Raw genomic sequence first — 17036 nt, 5'->3', positions numbered from 1 at the left:
TTACGGGTACGAACTCAAGATGAACCTGAGCCTCACACTCGCCACCCGCGTCGGGCTGAACCTGTGTGCCGTGTTTGGCATCTCGGTCGCCCTGTACCTCGGCAGCAGCATCTTCATCCCGGTCGTGTTCTCGATCCTGCTGGCCTCGATCCTGTACCCGTTCGCGCAGTTCACGCACGAGCGGCTGCTCGTGCCGTGGTTCTTCGCCTGCCTCCTGTCAATATTCGCGCTGGTCGCGCTGCACTTGGTCGTGATCGGGGCGTTCGCCTGGGCCATCCCACAAACCCTCAAAGGCCTCCCACAGAGTGAGGAGCAGTGGATCGGCCAGTACAACAAGGTCCAGTCGAACCTGAGCACCCTCTTCCCCATCCACGACAACGACGAGGTGTTCGGACGGGCCGACCAGCAGCACCCCGAGCGGCACCCGAAGGCGGTGGCGCTGCTCCGGAAGCAGTTGACCGAGGACTCCATGTCCTCGGCCCTCGCCCGGCTCTCGCTGGCGGGTCTGGATCACCTCTGGCAGGCCATTCTGGTGCTGTTCATCACGCTGTTCCTGATCTTCGAGGGGCAGATGCTGGCGGACAAAGTGAAGGCGATCTTCGGCACGTCGATGGAAACCCGCGGACGGGTCACGCTGGCGTTCGCGGAGATGGGGGAGGCGATCCGAACATACTTGGTATGGCGCACGGTCGTTAACCTGGGCCTCGCTCTTGTGCTCGGCGCGGTTTACCAGCAGGTGGGGTTGCAGCACTGGTACCTATGGGCGCTGCTGGTGGCGGTCCTCAGCTACGTGCCGTACATCGGCACCATCGCGGCCGGCATCCCGCCGTTCCTGGACGCGCTGTTGTTCGTGGACCCGCTGGCCGCGTTCGGGATCGCCATCTTCTACACCTGCGTGGTGACGTTCGAAGGGTACATCATCGTCCCGTGGGTGATGGGCCGGAGCATGGACCTCAACGCGACGACAGTGCTGCTCGCCTGCCTTTACTGGCACCAGGTGTGGGGGATCGCGGGGCTGTTCTTGGCGATGCCGCTGATGGCCGCGTTGAAGGCGGTCTGCACGCAGGTGGTCGGGTGGCAGGGCTGGGGCCATCTGATGGGCTCGGGGCCGGCGGTGGAGCTGAAGATCGACGACCCGGCCACCGAGCGGGCGCGGCTCGCAGCCATCGAGCGAGGTGCGGTCGGCGATCCGGATCGCACAACCGCCACGTCACCGGAGGAGGGGAACAACGGCGCGGCCCGGTCGAGCGAGATCAAAAAGCAGCCGGGCGGAATTACCGCATCCGAGTAACGGGACGACCGACGGTGCCTATTCGTGGCGCCCAGGTGATCCGGTCCGGCCGTGCTCGGTGGTCTTCAAGACAGGTTCCGCAAATCAGCGCGGGGCTCGCGCCCCGCATCCGTGTTCAACCTTTCAGGCGCGTCAGCGCGTCCTTCGCCTCCCAGTACTTCGGGTGTTCCTCGAACGCGGTGACGGCGTTGTAGAACTTCGCCGCGTTGGTCGAATCTCCCAGCGCTTCGTAGCACCTCGCGATGTTGAACAGCGTGTCGGCCCCGCTCTTGTGGTACTCCTTGTAGTCCGAGTACGCCTTCAGAGCGAGGTCCGGTCGGCCCAGTTCCTCCAAGTACAACTGGCCGAGCAAGCGGGTGGCGTTGTACCACGCCTCTTCCTCGTCCCCCGACCCTTTCTCACTCTCCCGCACGTCTTCCAGGAGCTGCAAGCCGCCGTCGCGGTTGCCCACGCGGAGTAGGCAGCGTGCCTCGACCAGTCGCACCCGGTTGCTGGCCGGCTCGATCACCTTCGCGAGCCGGGTCAAGTGCGTGGCCCAGTCGAGCAGGTCGGCGTCGGCCTCGGCCCGGTTCAGCACGGACATTGCCTTCTTCACGCAATATGCGACATCGAACCACTTCCCCACCCGTTCGCGGGCCGCGGTCAGTTGCTCCACCGTGACCGAGTAGTAGTACGAGTCCTTCTTGCGCAGCAGGTCGGCGTCGAGGCTGCTGTACGCAAGGGCCGCTTCGACGTTCAGCACGGCGTTGAGCGTGTGGTTCGGCGCGCCGCGCATCTTGCCGTACAGCTCCGCGATCTTGCGGTACGCTTCGAGAACGGCCCCGCCGCCGTCGTCGCGGTAGAGTTGCAGGTCGGCGACGGCCGATTCGTAAAACGGGCGCGCCTCGGCGTCCTTCGTGTCGCGGCCGGCGCGGTCGCCCGCGGCTTCGGCCGCGTCGGCTTGGCCCTTGATCGCGTCGCCCTCGGCTTCCGCGGTTGAGGCGAGCCGGCGCAAGGCGTTGAGGTATATCTCCCGCTGCTCTTTCGCGAGGTTTCGCGGACCGAACGCCCGTGCGCTGATCTTGATCTGTTCGAGGCAACCCCTGGCGCTCGTGGCGTCGCCGTACTTCTCGGCCACCTCGGACAGCTTCTTGAAGATGCCCGGCGCGCGGTCCGGGAGGCCGCGGCCCGCCATCCGGAGGTACCCGAGCCCGCGCTCCCGGCGCTCCGGGTCGTTGTCGTCGGCGAGCTGGTAGCCGAGTTGCTCGACGTACTCGTAGCTGAAGTCGGTCGGCGGCCCGGCGGTCGCCACGGCCGCCACGAACTCGCCCTCCTGGAGTTCCGCGTACAGGACGGTGCGGTACTCCTTCGCTTTATCGTTACCGGATTCGGCCTTGAGCTTGCGCTCGACGGCGCCGAGCGCCTCCATCCGCCGACCGGGTTTGTTGAGCTCGGGCCACCCCAACCGGTCCGAGAGGCCCTTCGGGCCGTCGATCGCGAGGGACCAGGCGTCGAACAGCAGCGGGCCGCGCACGGCCGGATGGTAGCCGGGTGTTTCGGGGCTGAGCAGCCGGGCCAGTGTTTCCGCCGCGGAGTCGTACTGCTTCGCGTGGATCAGCGCGATCGCCCGCAGGTACTCGACCCGCGCGAGGTACACCGGCTTCTTCTGCTCGACGAGTTCGAGGAACCGCGCCGCCTCCTCGCGCCCGGCGGGGGTGGGCGGGGTCATCAGCAGGGCGGTCGCCCGGTCCAGGCAGAGTTTGAAGTCGAGATCGGCGATGAGGTCGGGGTACCGTTCGAGCGTGGCGAGGGTGATGCCGTTGTGGAGCTGGCGCATCCCTTCACTCGCCAGTTCGCTGTTCGGGTTCAACTCGAGCGCGCGCCGGAAGAACTTGAGCGCCAGCCCGAGTTGCCCGTGGTGCATGTAGCTGAACCCGCGGAGGACGTGCTTGAACACACGCAGTCCCGGGAGAATGCGGATCGCGTACACGCCGTACAGGGTGACCGGCAGCAGGAACGGGGCCGCACCGCTCACCCCCGGCAGCCCCGTGGCGAAACCGAGCAGGTGGAGCGCCACGCCCAGGCCCGCGCAGATGGTCATGATCTCCACTTCGGACTCTTCCGCCTCGCCGCTGAACGTGAGCAGGTAGAAGAAGGGCAACCCGAGCAGCAAGTAGATGCCGAGGTTCTGGCGCGCCTCGGGGCTGGCGAAGAACGAGACCACCTTGTCTGGATCGGCGGGGTCGTTGGCCGACACCTTGATGTCCAGCAGGTACGTCGAGGCGAGGTACACCAGCAGCGCCGCCACACCGGCCCCGGCCGCCAGGCGCCACATCCCGTCTTCGATCTGGCGCATCCGGTACAAGCCCAACCCGAGGAGCGCGCCGCCGACCGCACAGAACCCGAGCCAATCGCCGACGGGCGGGTTGTGCTTGATCTCGGCCCAGCTCAGACCGAACAGTTCCGCGAGCGGCTGCGCCCACGGCTGGGCGAAGTCGCGCCCCGACAGGACGCCCGCGGTCAGCCCGATCATGATGCCCGAGTAGATAAAAACCGGGCTCTCGAGCAGCACCAGGAGCGGAAACGCCTTCCAGTTGTCCCACGGCTTTACGGCCCGCCGCATCAACCGGGCGGTGCCCAGCGCGAGCCCCACGGCGAGGCCGGTGCCGACCCACCCGAGTACCCACGCAATGTCCCGCCAAGCTTCGGCAGGACTGGTAGGCACTTGGAGCGCGAAGAAGATCCAGAGACCGAAGAACAGGCCCTTGAGGACGTACTCGTTGCGGTGCCAAGGGGTCATGATCGGTTTCACCCGGAGCAGATGGGGTGTGGTCCCGCCGGGTCGCCGGAAGGTCGGCGCGGGGCCACCTGATGACGGTCACTCCCGCGCTCGCGCGCCCGGAAGGTCGGGGCGGCCCGCGGGACCGGTGGGAATGTCGAACGGTGTCACCATATCGCGCCCCGCGCGGTGGTGGTAGGGGTGGGGCCGGCGCAACGCGAATTGGTGCTTGACTCTGCTGCGCCGCGGCCCTAGACTCGTCCCGACTTTCCCGACGGGAACCCTTGTGCTCCTGCGCTCCCACATCCTGCGTTTCGTACTGACGGCCCTGGCCCTTTTGGGTCAGGTGGCGCCGTTGGTCGCGTGCGCGGTGGCGGCGCGGCCGCGGGCCGTTGGCGGATGCGCGGCCGGGTCGTGTGCCTGCGGTGCCATCGAGAAAGCCCTTTCAGGGTGCTGCTGTTCCAAACCACTCCCGCCAGCGGCCAATCGCTGCAACGAGGCGGCACCGAAGGTCAAGAAGTCCTCGTGTTGCGCATCCGAAGAGGACGACACACCCAGTTCCACCGTCAAAGCAGCCGCACTTGAACCGCTCCGGATCGCCCCCGGCAACAACTGCCGTTGTGAGAAGCCAGTGAAAGCCGCCACGAGCGAGCCAACCGCACCGCCACCGAGCGGCGTGATCGTGGTACTCACGCTCGCACCCGTTGTGCAAGCGGCGCGGTGGTCCGCCACACCCACCGCCGTTCTCCACGCACCGCCCTTCCCTCCCCCGCGGTGCCCGGCACTCCCGCCGAACCGGTGACGCCGCTCCCGCACGGAGCGCTCTCGCTGTTCGCGCGGGTTCCCGTGAATACCACACGCACGGCTCGCGTCTCAACCGGCGAGAGGCCGATGTTCACGGCCACCGACGTTGCGAACGGATCGCGAGAGGTGATTCTGTGAGAGGAACCCCACACTCTCGGTGATTGGAAACGATCCGACCGGGCGCCGCGACGGCGGTCCAGTCGGCGGCAGGTTCGATCCCTGCCGCGAGCCACTGGCTACCCTGAAAATGAATTTTGTCCGCATCTCGCACGGCCCCCGAGCGGGGTCCGAACCGAGAGCGTTTGCCCCGTTGGGGTGCGCCCACGGGAGCCAATACACTCCGCCGATCGGTCCGGGTGACGGTCGCCCGAACCGGTCGGCGGCCGTGTCTGTCAGGAGTGTTTCAATGCAGAAGCTGATTCGGGCGAGCCTGTTCGCCGCCCTCGGCGCGGCAGCGGTCCTGTTCGCGTTCGGGAGCGTCACCGCGGCCCCGGCCGATGACAAGCTGCCGGAAATCGCGGAGATTATGAAGAAGGGGCACGCCAAGACGGACGGTTACATCACCAAGGTCAAGGAAGCGGTCAAGGGCGGCAAGTGGGAAGACGCCCAGAAGTACGCCAAGGACATGAGCATCTTGGGTACCGCGATCGGCAAGAACAAGCCGCCGAAGGGCGACGACAAGTCGTGGAAGGCCCTGACCGACAAGTATGCCGATACGACCCAGAAGATCCTGAAGGGGACCGAAGACAAAGACGCCAAGGCCACTAACGCGGCCATTGGTTCCATGGTTATGTCGTGCGGCGGGTGCCACAGCAAGCACAAGCCGTAATAACCAAGCAGCCGCTGCGACACGGCCCGGCGGGTTCCGACGCGCCGGACCGTGCCCCTTTTACCACCACGACAGTGGCATTGGTACGGCATCATCGACACCGGTACGAGCCCGGATGCCGATGATGCCGACACTCGAACCGAACGGCGCTACGGAATGAGGTCAAATCGAGAGCCCCGCGGGCGTATGATGGATGAGCCGCGCAGCTAACGTCACCCGGACCCGGAGAGCCGCCGTGCCGCTCAAGCAGGAGCAGCCCATGTTCGACCCCACCGAACCGACCGACGGTCCCACATCGGCCGTGCGGCCGGCGCGGAAAAGGCGCCGCACGGTCTCCCCGCTCCCGGACGACGGGTCCGCCGTGTTTCTCGGATGGGACGGGACCAACTTCAAGCCCACCCTCGGGTTCAAATCCGGGACCGGTTCGGGACAGGTCGAGAAGGCACTGACTTACGCCGGCGACGGACACCTGCTCACCATCGCCCCCACGGGTGCCGGGAAAGGGGTCGGGGCGATCATCCCCGCACTGCTGACGTACCCTGGGTCGATCATCGTTACCGACATCAAGGGCGAGAACTATCAGGTCACGGCGCGGTACCGGCGTGAGTTGGGTCAGCAGGTGGTGGTCCTCGACCCGTTCGGGCTCGTCACGGCGAAAGACAAGGGGGACAAACTTAACCCTTTTGATCTGTTCGGCGTTCCGGGATCCGATCCCGAGTCCGACGCCGAGATGTTGGCCGCGCAACTCGCGGTGGGGCACGAGTTCAGCACCGACCGCTACTGGGAAGACACCGGGCGTGGGCTGGTGTCCGGTCTCGTGGCCGATATCGCGACCAGTTCGCCGCCGGACAAGCGAAACCTCTGCACCCTTCGCGAGTTGCTCTACAACGACGACCTCGATTACACGCTCGCCGTGGCGCTCGAGACGCGCAAGAAGACGATGTCCCCCCTCGCGCGGGACGAGTTCATCGCGTACTTGGCCGCCCCGTCGGACAAGACGCGCCCGTGCATCCGCACCACCGCAACCACTTTCGTAAAGTGCCTCGGCAGCACCGCCGTGTCGCGGTGCCTGGAGCGGTCGACGTTCGAGCTGAACGACCTGCTTCACAACAAGCCGATGACTATTTACTTGGTGCTGCCGCCTGAGAAGTTACACAGCCACCGCGCGCTCCTGCGGCTGTGGGTCGTGACGCTGCTCACGGTGGTGATGCGGCGCACGCGCCTGCCGAAGCGGCGAACGCTGTTCTTGCTGGACGAGGCGGCACAACTGGGCTCGCTCGACCTGCTCCCGCAAGCCGTGTCCCTGCTGCGTGGGTACGGGTTGCAGCTCTGGACGTTCTGGCAGGACCTGAGCCAGATGATGAAGTTGTACCCGAACAACTGGGAGGCGCTGGTGAACAACGCCGCGGTGCTCCAGGCGTTCGGGGTGCCGGGGCACGCCTCGCGGAACAGTTGGCGGGTCATTCTGGGAGAAGACGCTCAACTCGCCTCGGAACTGCACCCGGATGAAATGTTGGTAGCGATCACCGGCACCGGTGTCGCGCGACACACCCGCGCGAACTACTTAAAAGACAAGGCTTTCGCCGGCCGATTCGACAAAAACCAGCGGTTTCTGGGCTTGGAGAAGTGACCACGACCACTGATTCCACCGCCTGAATGAACGGCGTATGTGACCGGTCCAAGCCGCACTCGGTTCGTCTCTTTTCTGGGCGGCTTTGATCGACGGTGCGGTGCCGATCCATTTTTGCGGCGAGTTTCCAAGCGAGCCGCCGGCAAATAACGACCTCATCGGCTTGCACCTATGACGCCGGCGTTCCTGAGTGAGGTGTACCTCCGGACTCGCAAGTTACTTGACGAGGCTACGTTCCGCTCATGCGGCAGCGGTGGCGATCGAGTGTGGTTTCGTCGTGTGCCACGAATGAGGTAACCGGTTCGCCTTGCTCCTCTCTTCAGTTTCGACGTATCCTCCGCAGCAAATGCACACGTTCTGATCACGGAGGATCGCTCGATGTCCGCCCCAACCCCCACTTCGGTCAGCACTCCCGCAAAATCCGGCGGATGGCTCAAAGCCGCGATCCTCGGCTGCCTCGGGCTTGGTGGCGGCGCGGCGGGCACCTACGCCACCGCAATCGTCGACCAAGTGGTGAAGCCGACCAAACCGGTCGCGAATTTCGCGGTGAGCGCCGACGGGTTCGCGCTCACCTGCCAGAACCAAGCGACCGGTGAAAGCGGTTGGTGGGACTTCGGCGACGGCACACCCCTTGAGCCCTTCGTCAAGGAGCAGCCGATCACGCACACCTACACCAAACCGGGAAACTACGCCGTCAAGCTGACCGTCCGCAACTACCTCGGTGATGAAAACGAGCGCACGGTGCCTGTGGAGGTCGCCGCCGCAACACAATCCGGGCCGCCGCCGAGCATCGGCTCATTCACGGTCCAACCGGTCTCGGCGGCCGTTGCCCCCGCGACCTTCAAACTCACCGCGGATGTGCTCAACGCCGCGTGTTGCGTGTGGGATCTCGGCGACGGCCGCGTCGAGGTGACCGGGGGCGGCAAGGTCGAACGGCTCGTGACCTTTAAGGAACCCGGCACGTTCCCGATCTCGCTCGTGGCGCACAACGGGAATCAAGGGGCCAAGCAGTCGGCGTCTGCGAAGGTCGAGGCCCCGCGGGACGGCAGCACAATGGCCGTTCTGAAGGTGACCGACACCGGCAGCAAGATCGACCGCCTCACGACGAACGAGTCCGTCGCCGTGCCCGTGCCGAGCGACAAAACACAAACCACATTCGCCAAGGTCGTCCACGCCCGGCCCGGGTTCGCCATCGCGGATGCAACAATCGGAGACGCGCCGCCGAGCGCGAAGAACATCAAAATTGAAGTGGCCGCGGACAAGCGCAGTGCGAAACTGTCGGGCACCTGGGCCAGCGATCTGAAAGCCACGAATAGGGCTGCCGGCGGTTCGGACGCCATCATTCGCGTCAAGTTCACCCAGGAACGTTCGACCCCGCAACAGCCGAGCGTCACGACGGTGACGGGCATGTTCGCGAACGCCAACGGGGCGATCCGCGCGGACCTGCCGCTCCCAACCGCTCCTACCGGGCTTACCGGTGGAAAGCGGGAGTACGCTCTCGAGATCCGTACCACCGGTAGCGGCAAATCCACAACCGTGATGCAAGTGCCGCAAGCAGGTCAGCCACTCACCTTCCCGTGGTCCGGAACCCAGAAGGGACCGAACTGGAGCATCACCTACAACGCCAAAATCGAGGGCGATATGCTTGTCGTGACGTGGGTGTCGGGTCAGTAGTCCCGACGCGGCCGAACCGAAACGCACCGGCCCGACCGCTCAACTTGGGCGGTTGGGCCGGTGCGTTTCGGTTGCTACAATCAACACCGCTTAGTGCGACCGCGGAGTTGTGTGCATGGCCGAAAACCTCCGCCCCTTGTCCCTCAAGCGCGAGGGCGACGGGCTGAAGATCGAGTGGAGCGACGGGATCACCACGTACACCGCGTTTCAGGTGCTCCGCACGAAGTGCCCGTGCGCGACCTGCAACGAGGAACGCGGCAAGCCGGTCGATCCGTTCCGCATCTTGACGCCGCAAGAGGTGGCGGCCGGCGCTCCCACCCCCCTCGCCATGACTCCGGTCGGCTACTACGCCTACCAGATCAAGTGGAACGACGGGCACGACACCGGCATCTACCCGCTCGCGCTTCTGCGCGAGCTGGGTGAACAAAAATAAGGAACACCGATGAATCCGCAAATGCCCCCCAAACTCGCGCTGCCTGGGGTGAAGCAGCTCGTTGCGGTCGCCAGCGGAAAGGGCGGCGTGGGCAAGTCCACGGTCGCCGCGAACCTCGCGATGGCCCTGCACATGACCGGCCGCTCCGTGGGCCTCATGGATGCGGACATCTACGGCCCGTCCGTGCCGCTCATGTTCGGGCTGGGAGCGGTGAACCCCCAGACCACCCCTTTTCCCGTCGAGAAGTACGGCATCCGGCTGATGAGCATGGGGTTCCTCGTGAGCCCCGAGCAGGCCGTGATCTGGCGCGGGCCGAAGGTGGCACAAGCCGTTCAATCGTTTCTCGCCCAAATCGACTGGGGGCAGCTCGATTACCTCATTATTGACCTGCCGCCCGGGACCGGAGACGCGCAGCTCACGCTGAGCCAGAGCGCGCCGCTGACCGGCGCAGTCATCGTAACTACCCCGGGTGAGGTGAGCCTGATCGACGCCCGCAAAGGCGTGAAGATGTTTGGAGAGGTCCGCGTACCGATCCTCGGCATCGTGGAGAATATGAGCTACCTCGAAGACGCGAGCGGCAACAAAACGCCGATCTTCGGGGTTGGCGGCGGACAAAAGCTCGCGGACGAGAGCAAGGTGCCGTTCCTGGGCGAGTTGCCCATCGACCCACGGGTAGCGTGGTGCGGTGACAACGGCGAGCCGATCGTGCGCAAGTATCCCGACTCGCCCGTCGCTAAGGCTTACCTCGCGCTCGCGAACACGATCGCGGACGCCGCAAACCGGCCAGGCGCGACACCGCTACCACCAGTTTCGCTCTGACCTTAAGGACTTAGTCCTGAGAACGAAACAGTTGATCTGGCTGTCGGGAGGCACTGCCTGTTGCGTCTGATTCTTGAGTCTGCCGTTCTCGGTTAGCCAGAAACAAGAAACGGACACAACAGGCACCAATCACCGCAACTCTCATCGCACACGTTTGATACGGGGTGGTCCCCGACCGGTAGTTCCGAGGCGATGCCCTGCGCCGTAGCGAGTTGAGAATGGTAGTCGGCGCCGGGCTCAAACACGGCCGCCGAGGCCGCTTTTCCTCACACCATCTGTCCCGGCAACTCTCGCAAAACCTCAGCCTTCGATCCAATCCGTGTCGAACGATGTAAGGCCGCCCCACCAATCGGGGTTAATTGAGTAATGCAATCGGTCACCTCACCCCGCCCTTTATCAACAGCTCCGAAATGCCAGTCTCGCGAACAACAAGGGAATTCGCCGCAAAATATAACTCCGAAGAGGTTTATAGCTCATTCAGTTCACTCTCCGCTGGCATCATGCGGGAGCTCACCAAAAATTGTTACCAATTTCATTTCGGTCCGGCCGCCGAGCGTTGACTTAACAAAGAATGGAGTTCCGACCGTTCGGAGGTGCCGAGATGGCGGCATCAGTTCCTGAAGGGATCATTCACCGCATTCGCGAACTTGCACTTCCGCTGCGGAGCGAATCGCAAACGGACGCGGAGCTTCTGTGCGCCTTCGCACTGAACCGTGACGAGGGCGCGTTCGCGGCCCTGGTCTTACGATACCGCCAAGCGGTTTGGGACACCTGCCGTCACGCACTGGGCAACGACGCGGATGCCGAGGACGCGTTTCAGGCCGTGTTCATCGCGCTCGCTCGCGACGCCCGAAAGGTGAACGCCGGAACGATCGAGGGCTGGCTTCGCACGGTGGCCGCGCGGGCGAGCACCAACGTGCGGGTCGCCGCACGCCGCCGCACGAACGCGCACCAACGGTTGTGCGATCGGGCGGCCCCAGCACAGGCGTCCGGTCCGCCCGACGATGAGTTGCACGCGATCCTTCGACAAGAAGTCGCAGAACTCCCGGAGCGCATCCGGGTGGCCCTTTCGCTGTATTATCTTGAAGGTAAAACACAGGCTGAAGTTGGGCGAATCCTCGGTCTGACCGACCGGGCCGTGGCCGCACGCATCCGGCGCGGGCTGGACGCGCTTCGGGAGCGACTCGCTCAGCGCGGGGCCATCGTTTCGGTCGCGTCGCTGGTCGCCGCGCTCGGCTGGCTGGCTACGGGCGCGGCCGAGGCTGCCGTTCCCACGTGGCTCACCGCCACCGCCACCGCCACCGCTCTCGCGGCGGCAGATGGTCAGCCGGCAACGGGTCCGGCCGCTCAACTCGCGGCCGGACTAACTGGCGCGGGCGAATACCCCCGGCTCAAGTTGTACGGGTTGGTGCTCGCCGTTTGCGGGCTTGGCGCGGTCGGCGGAGCCGTTGTTCTTGCGGACCGTCCGTTGCAAACAGCTCCACCGAAAAGCCCGCCGGCCGAACTGGCTCTTCTCGCCGAGCCCTCGCGCCTTGACCGGTTGGGGGACGAACTCCCGGTCGGGGCCGTTGCGCGGATCGGAACGCACCGCTTTCGGGTGGTTCGGAGTTCCGGCACCGGCGATGTCACATTCGTCACAAATGGAAACACTCTGGCATCCGTCCACGGTGAATCCGCAGTGACGCTGTGGGACAGCGTCACTGGCAAATCGACGGCCACTTTCGACGGTCCCGCCGGTGCCCGCTGGGTGTCAGCGGACCCATCCGGGCGCCGACTCGCCGTGGCTGGAGCGGCCGAGGTTTGGGTGTGGGAGCTCGGCGCGGGATCGCCTCGATTCTTGTGGAAGTGGACGGCCGCACACACACCGCCGCAAGCCTCCATCACAGCGCTCGCATTCTCACCGGATGGAAGCGTCGTTGCGGTCGGTGACCGAGAGGGGAAACGCACCCGGCTGCTCCGCTCTGATACGGGCGGCGAGGTCGCCAGTCTGACCGGGCAACCGCTGGCGCTGACGGCCGCCGGCGGGTCCTATTTGGCGGTCATCGGCGGCAGCCATCCGGCCGCTTGGGGCGACCGTGTGACCTTTTGGGACGCAACTCGCGGCCGAACTGCGCGTGTGGTCGCGGCACCCGCGGGCGAGTTGTTCGTTGACGTGGCCCAATCCCGTGCCGGGCACGCGGCTCTGCGCACCGCCACGGGCGAGGTGCGGGTGATCGAGATCACAACGGGCAAAGAGTTGGGGCGATGGAGCACCCAGAGCGGCGCGCGGCGCGGGCTCGCGTTCTTGGCCGACGGAAGCGAAGTGATTGAGGTGACGCAGGGGCAGTTCCGGTTCCGTAATCCAGTTACCGGAACGGAGTCGCGGCCGGACGTGAGCGTCCCGGCTCTCGTGCTGTACACGATGAACCTCAACCTCGACGTGTCCAAGCAGTTGTCCCCCGACGGGAAGCACTTGGCAACGGGGACCTACGGTGAGGTGACAATCTGGGACGTGGCGAGCGGTCGGCCCGCCGGACCGGATGGGCAGGTGCAAGGCGCCATCCGCGCGCTCACCTTCTCGCCCGATGGGCGCGCGATGCTGACGTTTGCCGACCGTGCGGCCGAAGTGCGCGTCTGGGACGCGGTGACGGGCACGCCCGGGCAAGCGATGTCGCCGTCGGCGGGAGATGTGTTCGCCGGAGTCGGCTGGGGACCGGACACGTGTCCCCTTTCTCTCGTCCGACCGCCGCTGCCACCGGCACCGGGTGGGTTGTTGCGATCGGACCCACACACGGGCGCGGCGGTCCAGCAACTCCCCCTGCCCGACGGTCAGCAGTGGGTCCCGGGGCCGACAGGCCGTGTGGGTCCGTTCGCGGTCACGCCGTCCGGTCTTCGGGTCGCGGTCGCGTCGGGGACGACAATTGACGTTCTCGAGCCGGGCGGCAAGAGCGTCCGCCGCATGACCGCGCGTGCGGCAGTCGCTGGGCTGGTTCTCTCCGCCGACGGCCGGACCCTCGCGGCAGTCACCCACTTCTGGAACCCACGGCCGCCGGGAAGCGGGCCACAGCCGCCGCGGGTGTCTGTCGAGGTGTGGGATGTCACGACCGGGCGCCTGCATCCGGCGCCGGCGTCACACGAAACCTGGGACCTGTTCCGATCGCTCCCCGCGCTCTCTTCAGACGGGCGGTGGATGGCCGCTGTCACTTGGGACCGGACGATCACGCTGACCGAGGTGCGTACCGGACGCACGGGTCAGCAGTTCGAGACCAGCGGGCGCCCTCAGACGTTGGCATTCTCTCCCGACGGGCGGCAGCTCGCGGCCGGAAGTACCAACGGAACGGTGTCACTCTGGGATCTGGCGGCCGGGCGCGTGGTCCGCCGCTTCTCAGGCCACCGTGGAGAGGTCAACACGCTCTCGTTCGCACCGGACGGGTACCGGCTCGGCTCCGGAAGCTCCGACGGGACCGCATTAATCTGGGACACGACCAACGTGCGAGCCACAGGTGTCCCGCTGCAAACGGGCCGCGCGCTCCGGGACGCCGTTCTCGGAGCCGACATCGCAGCGTCCCACCGAGCTTCGCTCGCGCTCGCTGATCGCCCGGAAGAAGCCGTGCGGCTGCTCACGCCGGACCTTGTCCCGGAGCCCGAGCCGGACGCTGCCAGGGTGAGCCGCTGGGTCGATGAACTCGGCAGCGAAAACGTCGAGGTGCGCGAGCGCGCGGAAACGGCACTCGAACGCGCCGGCGAGGTTGCGGAACCCGCCCTGCGCGAGCGGCTGGCAGCCGACCCGCCTGTCGGCGTGCGGTCCCAGGTCGAGCGCCTACTGAGCCGCCTGGAGTCGCTCGGGCCGCCCGCACGAACGGCCGCCGGCCGAGCCGTTGCGGTGCTGGAACGTGCCGGCACGCCGGCCGCGCGAAAGGCACTCGAAGACGCCGCCGGCCGGGCCGGCCCCGAGCTTAAATTGGAAATCGAAGCCGCACTCACTCGCATGCCCGAGGGCTCCTCGGGTCGGTAGTTCGTGCCGGCGTACTCTCCCAGCCGGTTAGGTCTCTCACTCTCCCGCTGGCTGTTTATTCGTACCGTTATCGTCTCTCTGGAGGAGTGGTCATGCCCCCGCGTGTGGCCGGCCGCAGGCCGGGCTATACTCTGATCGAACTGCTCGTCGTGATCGCAATTATTGCCATTCTGATTGGGCTGTTGCTGCCCGCCGTCCAGAAGGTGCGAGAAGCGGCCTACCGCGCACAGAACCAGAACAACCTCAAGCAGATCGCGCTCGCCGCGCACAACTTCGACGCCACGAAGAAGGTGCTGCCGATCTACTGCGGTTGGACCCCGAGCACCCCGGGAGAGGGCGGCACCAACGGCTCGGCGTTCTTTGCCCTGCTCCCGTTCGTCGAGCAGGATCCGGCGTTTCAGTTGTCCTACGGGGTCGGATCGCCGGTCTACAGCGGGCGGCCGCCGAACATCACCATCACCTACCCGCCTGGGTACCAGTTCAACGCCTTCCGCGGCAGCAAACTGCCCAGCAACATGTCCGTGAAAGTGTACACCGACCCGAACGACGCCGACGGGTTACTCGTTAGCTACGTGTGCAACTACCAGGTGTTCGACGGCAACCGGTCGATCATCCACATCACCGACGGTACGTCTAACACGCTGCTCCTGGCGCAGGGCGCGTCCAGCGTGTACCAAACGCTCACCTCCGGCGGGAGCACGTACTCGATCAACCGCAGCACCTCGCTCACCCTCGGAGCGGAGGGGGTGGGGAACACGTACAACGCGTCGGGGTACTACCGCGGCACGTTTAACGTCGGGCCGACGTTCGGGGCGAACCCGCAGACGAACGACTCCCCGCCGGTGCCGATCGAGCTGCCGGCCGTCACGTTCGAGGTGCCGGCCATGACCGCCGGCACGAACGCGATCGCGCCCCAGTCCCGGCCGCGGTCAAGCGTGCTCCAGGTCGCCAAAGCGGACGGGAGCGTAATGGGCATCAGCTCGTCGGTCGGCCTCGCCACGTGGAACGCGCTCGTCACCCCGGCCAAAGGGGACGTGCCCGGCAACGACTACTAACAGGTACCGCAAAGTCCGCCCCACCGCCGCGCCACCTCCCACGCGGCGGAACAAGAAACTCCACACCCACGCAGGCCGAACGCGCGGTTCGTGCGCCGCGTGCCCCGTCTGCGCGACTCGGAGGATCGGCATGAAACGCAAGTACACAACACTCGTAACGGCTGTACTCGGGACATTAGTGGTGGTCGGGGTGGTAGCGGCGGTGAGCCGGCGCCCGACGGTGTCAGTTCAGACCACGGCCCTGCCGGGCGGAGGGTTCGGCACCGGCGCCCCGGACACGCTCATCAGCGGCACCGTAACGTGCGACGGTCATCCGCTGACCACCGGCGCGGTTTTCTTTGTCGGCCCGAACGGGCTCGCCGGTCAGGGAGTGGTCAACGGCAGCGGCCGATATCAGGCCGGGCTGGTGCCGGAAGGACCGGTCAAGGTGGTGTACTCCAGCCGGCCGCTCACCGAGCGCCAGCTCCAGTTGCAACTCGGCAGCCCGGACCCCGGCCCGTCCGGTGACTGGGTCGATCAGCCGCCGCCATCCGCAGACGCGCTCCGAAAGGCGCTCGCGGCCGAAGCCCGATACGGCCCGTCCAAAGCCGGGCTCAGTTACACCGTGGTCCGCGGCGCACAAACGTTCGACGTGGCCCTCACAACGTCCAAGTGATCGCCCACGTTATTTATCCTCATGCGTCATCATCCCAGGTCCGAACACATGACACCCGTTCCAACGGCCCGCGCCCGCTGCGGGTTCACACTGATCGAGTTGCTGGTGGTCATCGCGATTATTGCCGTTCTGATCGGGCTGCTGCTGCCCGCCGTTCAAAAGGTGCGCGAGGCCGCCGCCCGTACCGAAAGCCAGAACAACCTCAAGCAGCTCGCGCTCGCCACGCACAACTACCACGACGCCCGCCGGTGCATGCCCCCACTGTTCGGCTACGCGAGCGGGGGCGGTAGTAACTCCGGGAGCGGCCCGTACGGCCCGGCCGTGTTCCACATCATGCCGTACATCGAACAAACCGCTCAGCTCGCGTCGGTCACGCCGCTGCCGAAGCTCTTGAACTACCCGGGCGGGTACGAGAGCCCGACCGGCGGGCCGTGGCAGGCGAACTGGCTCGCCCCGGCGGGCCGGGTCCCCTGCCTCGTCTCCCGCCTCGACCCGACGCTGGACACCGACCCCGAGAACAAAGGACCGTGCAGCTACGTGGCGAACGGCTACGGCAGCAGCAGCGACCGGGTGTTCTCCAGTTCGGGCGGTCAGGTGAAGTTCGGCCAGATGCTGGACGGGTTGTCGAACGTCGTGTTCTGGACTGAAGCGTATGCGGCCGCGACCATGACCATCGTGACTACCTCCGGACAGACGGTCACAAAGCGCCCGGGGTGGAACTTCCAGCCGTACTTTTACCGGCCGGACAACAGTTACACCGCAACGAATCCCAAGGTCATCTACAACTACTTCTACAACCAGACGGTCACGAGCCGGCCGGCGAGTTGTGGGCCGGCGTCGGCACTCGTCCCGTTCCAGGTGCGTCCGCAAACCTCTCAGGCGATGTACGACTGCCCGCAGGGCCTTTCGTCCAGCGGCATTCAGGCATCAATGGGCGACGGCAGCGTTCGGAGCTTCAGTTCATCGGTGTCGCTCGACATGTGGGGGTACTGGTGCAACCCGATCGACGGTAACGTGAACACGGATTGAGCGCGGCGAGCAACGTCCGACAGCCGCCCGGCACGAGGCCGGGCGGAAGTGCTGCGTGCTGAATC

Annotated in this window: 12 protein-coding genes; 10 read left to right on the top strand and 2 right to left on the bottom strand. The window is 65.9% G+C overall.

Annotation, left to right across the window (positions count from 1 at the left end; genetic code table 11):
- Positions 1 to 19 precede the first annotated feature (19 nt).
- Complete coding sequence (locus tag R5W23_RS26935) at positions 20 to 1291, top strand: AI-2E family transporter (RefSeq protein ID WP_320689028.1); 1272 nt, start codon at positions 20 to 22, stop codon at positions 1289 to 1291.
- Positions 1292 to 1406: 115 nt separating this feature from the next.
- Here the strand turns inward: R5W23_RS26935 and R5W23_RS26930 are convergent, their stop codons facing one another.
- Both R5W23_RS26930 and R5W23_RS26925 read right to left on the bottom strand, forming a co-directional pair.
- Positions 1407 to 4070: a tetratricopeptide repeat protein gene (locus tag R5W23_RS26930; protein WP_320689027.1), complete on the bottom strand. Its 2664-nt coding sequence runs from the start codon at positions 4068 to 4070 to the stop codon at positions 1407 to 1409.
- Positions 4071 to 4391: 321 nt separating this feature from the next.
- Positions 4392 to 4742 carry a hypothetical protein gene (locus R5W23_RS26925; RefSeq protein ID WP_261187908.1) on the bottom strand — a complete coding sequence of 117 codons (351 nt, stop codon included), beginning with the start codon at positions 4740 to 4742 and terminating at the stop codon, positions 4392 to 4394.
- Between the two features lie 517 nt (positions 4743 to 5259).
- On the opposite strand from R5W23_RS26925, the gene R5W23_RS26920 reads away from it, so the two are divergent.
- The 9 genes from R5W23_RS26920 to R5W23_RS26880 all read left to right on the top strand — a co-directional run bounded on the left by R5W23_RS26920 (position 5260) and on the right by R5W23_RS26880 (position 16971).
- Positions 5260 to 5682, top strand: a complete 423-nt coding sequence (locus R5W23_RS26920; RefSeq protein WP_261187907.1) for a hypothetical protein — start codon at positions 5260 to 5262, stop codon at positions 5680 to 5682.
- Positions 5683 to 5917: 235 nt separating this feature from the next.
- Complete coding sequence (locus R5W23_RS26915) at positions 5918 to 7312, top strand: type IV secretory system conjugative DNA transfer family protein (protein WP_261187905.1); 1395 nt, start codon at positions 5918 to 5920, stop codon at positions 7310 to 7312.
- 378 nt (positions 7313 to 7690) lie between these two features.
- Positions 7691 to 8986: a PKD domain-containing protein gene (locus R5W23_RS26910; protein ID WP_261187904.1), complete on the top strand. Its 1296-nt coding sequence runs from the start codon at positions 7691 to 7693 to the stop codon at positions 8984 to 8986.
- A gap of 115 nt (positions 8987 to 9101) precedes the next feature.
- A complete protein-coding gene (locus R5W23_RS26905) occupies positions 9102 to 9419 on the top strand; it encodes a DUF971 domain-containing protein (protein WP_261187901.1) in 318 nt (105 codons plus the stop codon).
- A 21-nt stretch (positions 9420 to 9440) separates the two neighbouring features.
- A complete protein-coding gene (locus tag R5W23_RS26900; protein WP_320689026.1) occupies positions 9441 to 10238 on the top strand; it encodes an Mrp/NBP35 family ATP-binding protein in 798 nt (265 codons plus the stop codon).
- 601 nt (positions 10239 to 10839) lie between these two features.
- On the top strand, positions 10840 to 14232 hold the full coding sequence (locus tag R5W23_RS26895) for a sigma-70 family RNA polymerase sigma factor (protein WP_320689025.1): 3393 nt from the start codon (positions 10840 to 10842) through the stop codon (positions 14230 to 14232).
- A 92-nt stretch (positions 14233 to 14324) separates the two neighbouring features.
- The gene (locus R5W23_RS26890; RefSeq protein ID WP_320689024.1) at positions 14325 to 15287 is read left to right on the top strand and encodes a DUF1559 family PulG-like putative transporter; all 963 of its coding nucleotides are present in this window, start codon (positions 14325 to 14327) and stop codon (positions 15285 to 15287) included.
- Positions 15288 to 15417: 130 nt separating this feature from the next.
- Positions 15418 to 15942, top strand: a complete 525-nt coding sequence (locus tag R5W23_RS26885) for a hypothetical protein (protein ID WP_261187886.1) — start codon at positions 15418 to 15420, stop codon at positions 15940 to 15942.
- Between the two features lie 48 nt (positions 15943 to 15990).
- Complete coding sequence (locus R5W23_RS26880) at positions 15991 to 16971, top strand: DUF1559 family PulG-like putative transporter (protein ID WP_320689023.1); 981 nt, start codon at positions 15991 to 15993, stop codon at positions 16969 to 16971.
- The last annotated feature ends 65 nt before the right edge of the window (positions 16972 to 17036 follow it).

Origin of the sequence: Gemmata algarum (assembly GCF_034097035.1) — a bacterium.
GTDB lineage: Bacteria > Planctomycetota > Planctomycetia > Gemmatales > Gemmataceae > Gemmata > Gemmata algarum.
This window is presented reverse-complemented; position numbering and strand designations above follow the sequence as displayed.

Coding starts and splice junctions, on each gene's coding strand:
- R5W23_RS26935 (WP_320689028.1), top strand. CDS start 20: ATGAACCTGAGCCTCACACTCGCCACCCGCGTCGGGCTGAACCTGTGT.
- R5W23_RS26930 (WP_320689027.1), bottom strand. CDS start 4,070: ATGACCCCTTGGCACCGCAACGAGTACGTCCTCAAGGGCCTGTTCTTC.
- R5W23_RS26920 (WP_261187907.1), top strand. CDS start 5,260: ATGCAGAAGCTGATTCGGGCGAGCCTGTTCGCCGCCCTCGGCGCGGCA.
- R5W23_RS26910 (WP_261187904.1), top strand. CDS start 7,691: ATGTCCGCCCCAACCCCCACTTCGGTCAGCACTCCCGCAAAATCCGGC.
- R5W23_RS26905 (WP_261187901.1), top strand. CDS start 9,102: ATGGCCGAAAACCTCCGCCCCTTGTCCCTCAAGCGCGAGGGCGACGGG.
- R5W23_RS26900 (WP_320689026.1), top strand. CDS start 9,441: ATGCCCCCCAAACTCGCGCTGCCTGGGGTGAAGCAGCTCGTTGCGGTC.
- R5W23_RS26895 (WP_320689025.1), top strand. CDS start 10,840: ATGGCGGCATCAGTTCCTGAAGGGATCATTCACCGCATTCGCGAACTT.
- R5W23_RS26890 (WP_320689024.1), top strand. CDS start 14,325: ATGCCCCCGCGTGTGGCCGGCCGCAGGCCGGGCTATACTCTGATCGAA.
- R5W23_RS26885 (WP_261187886.1), top strand. CDS start 15,418: ATGAAACGCAAGTACACAACACTCGTAACGGCTGTACTCGGGACATTA.
- R5W23_RS26880 (WP_320689023.1), top strand. CDS start 15,991: ATGACACCCGTTCCAACGGCCCGCGCCCGCTGCGGGTTCACACTGATC.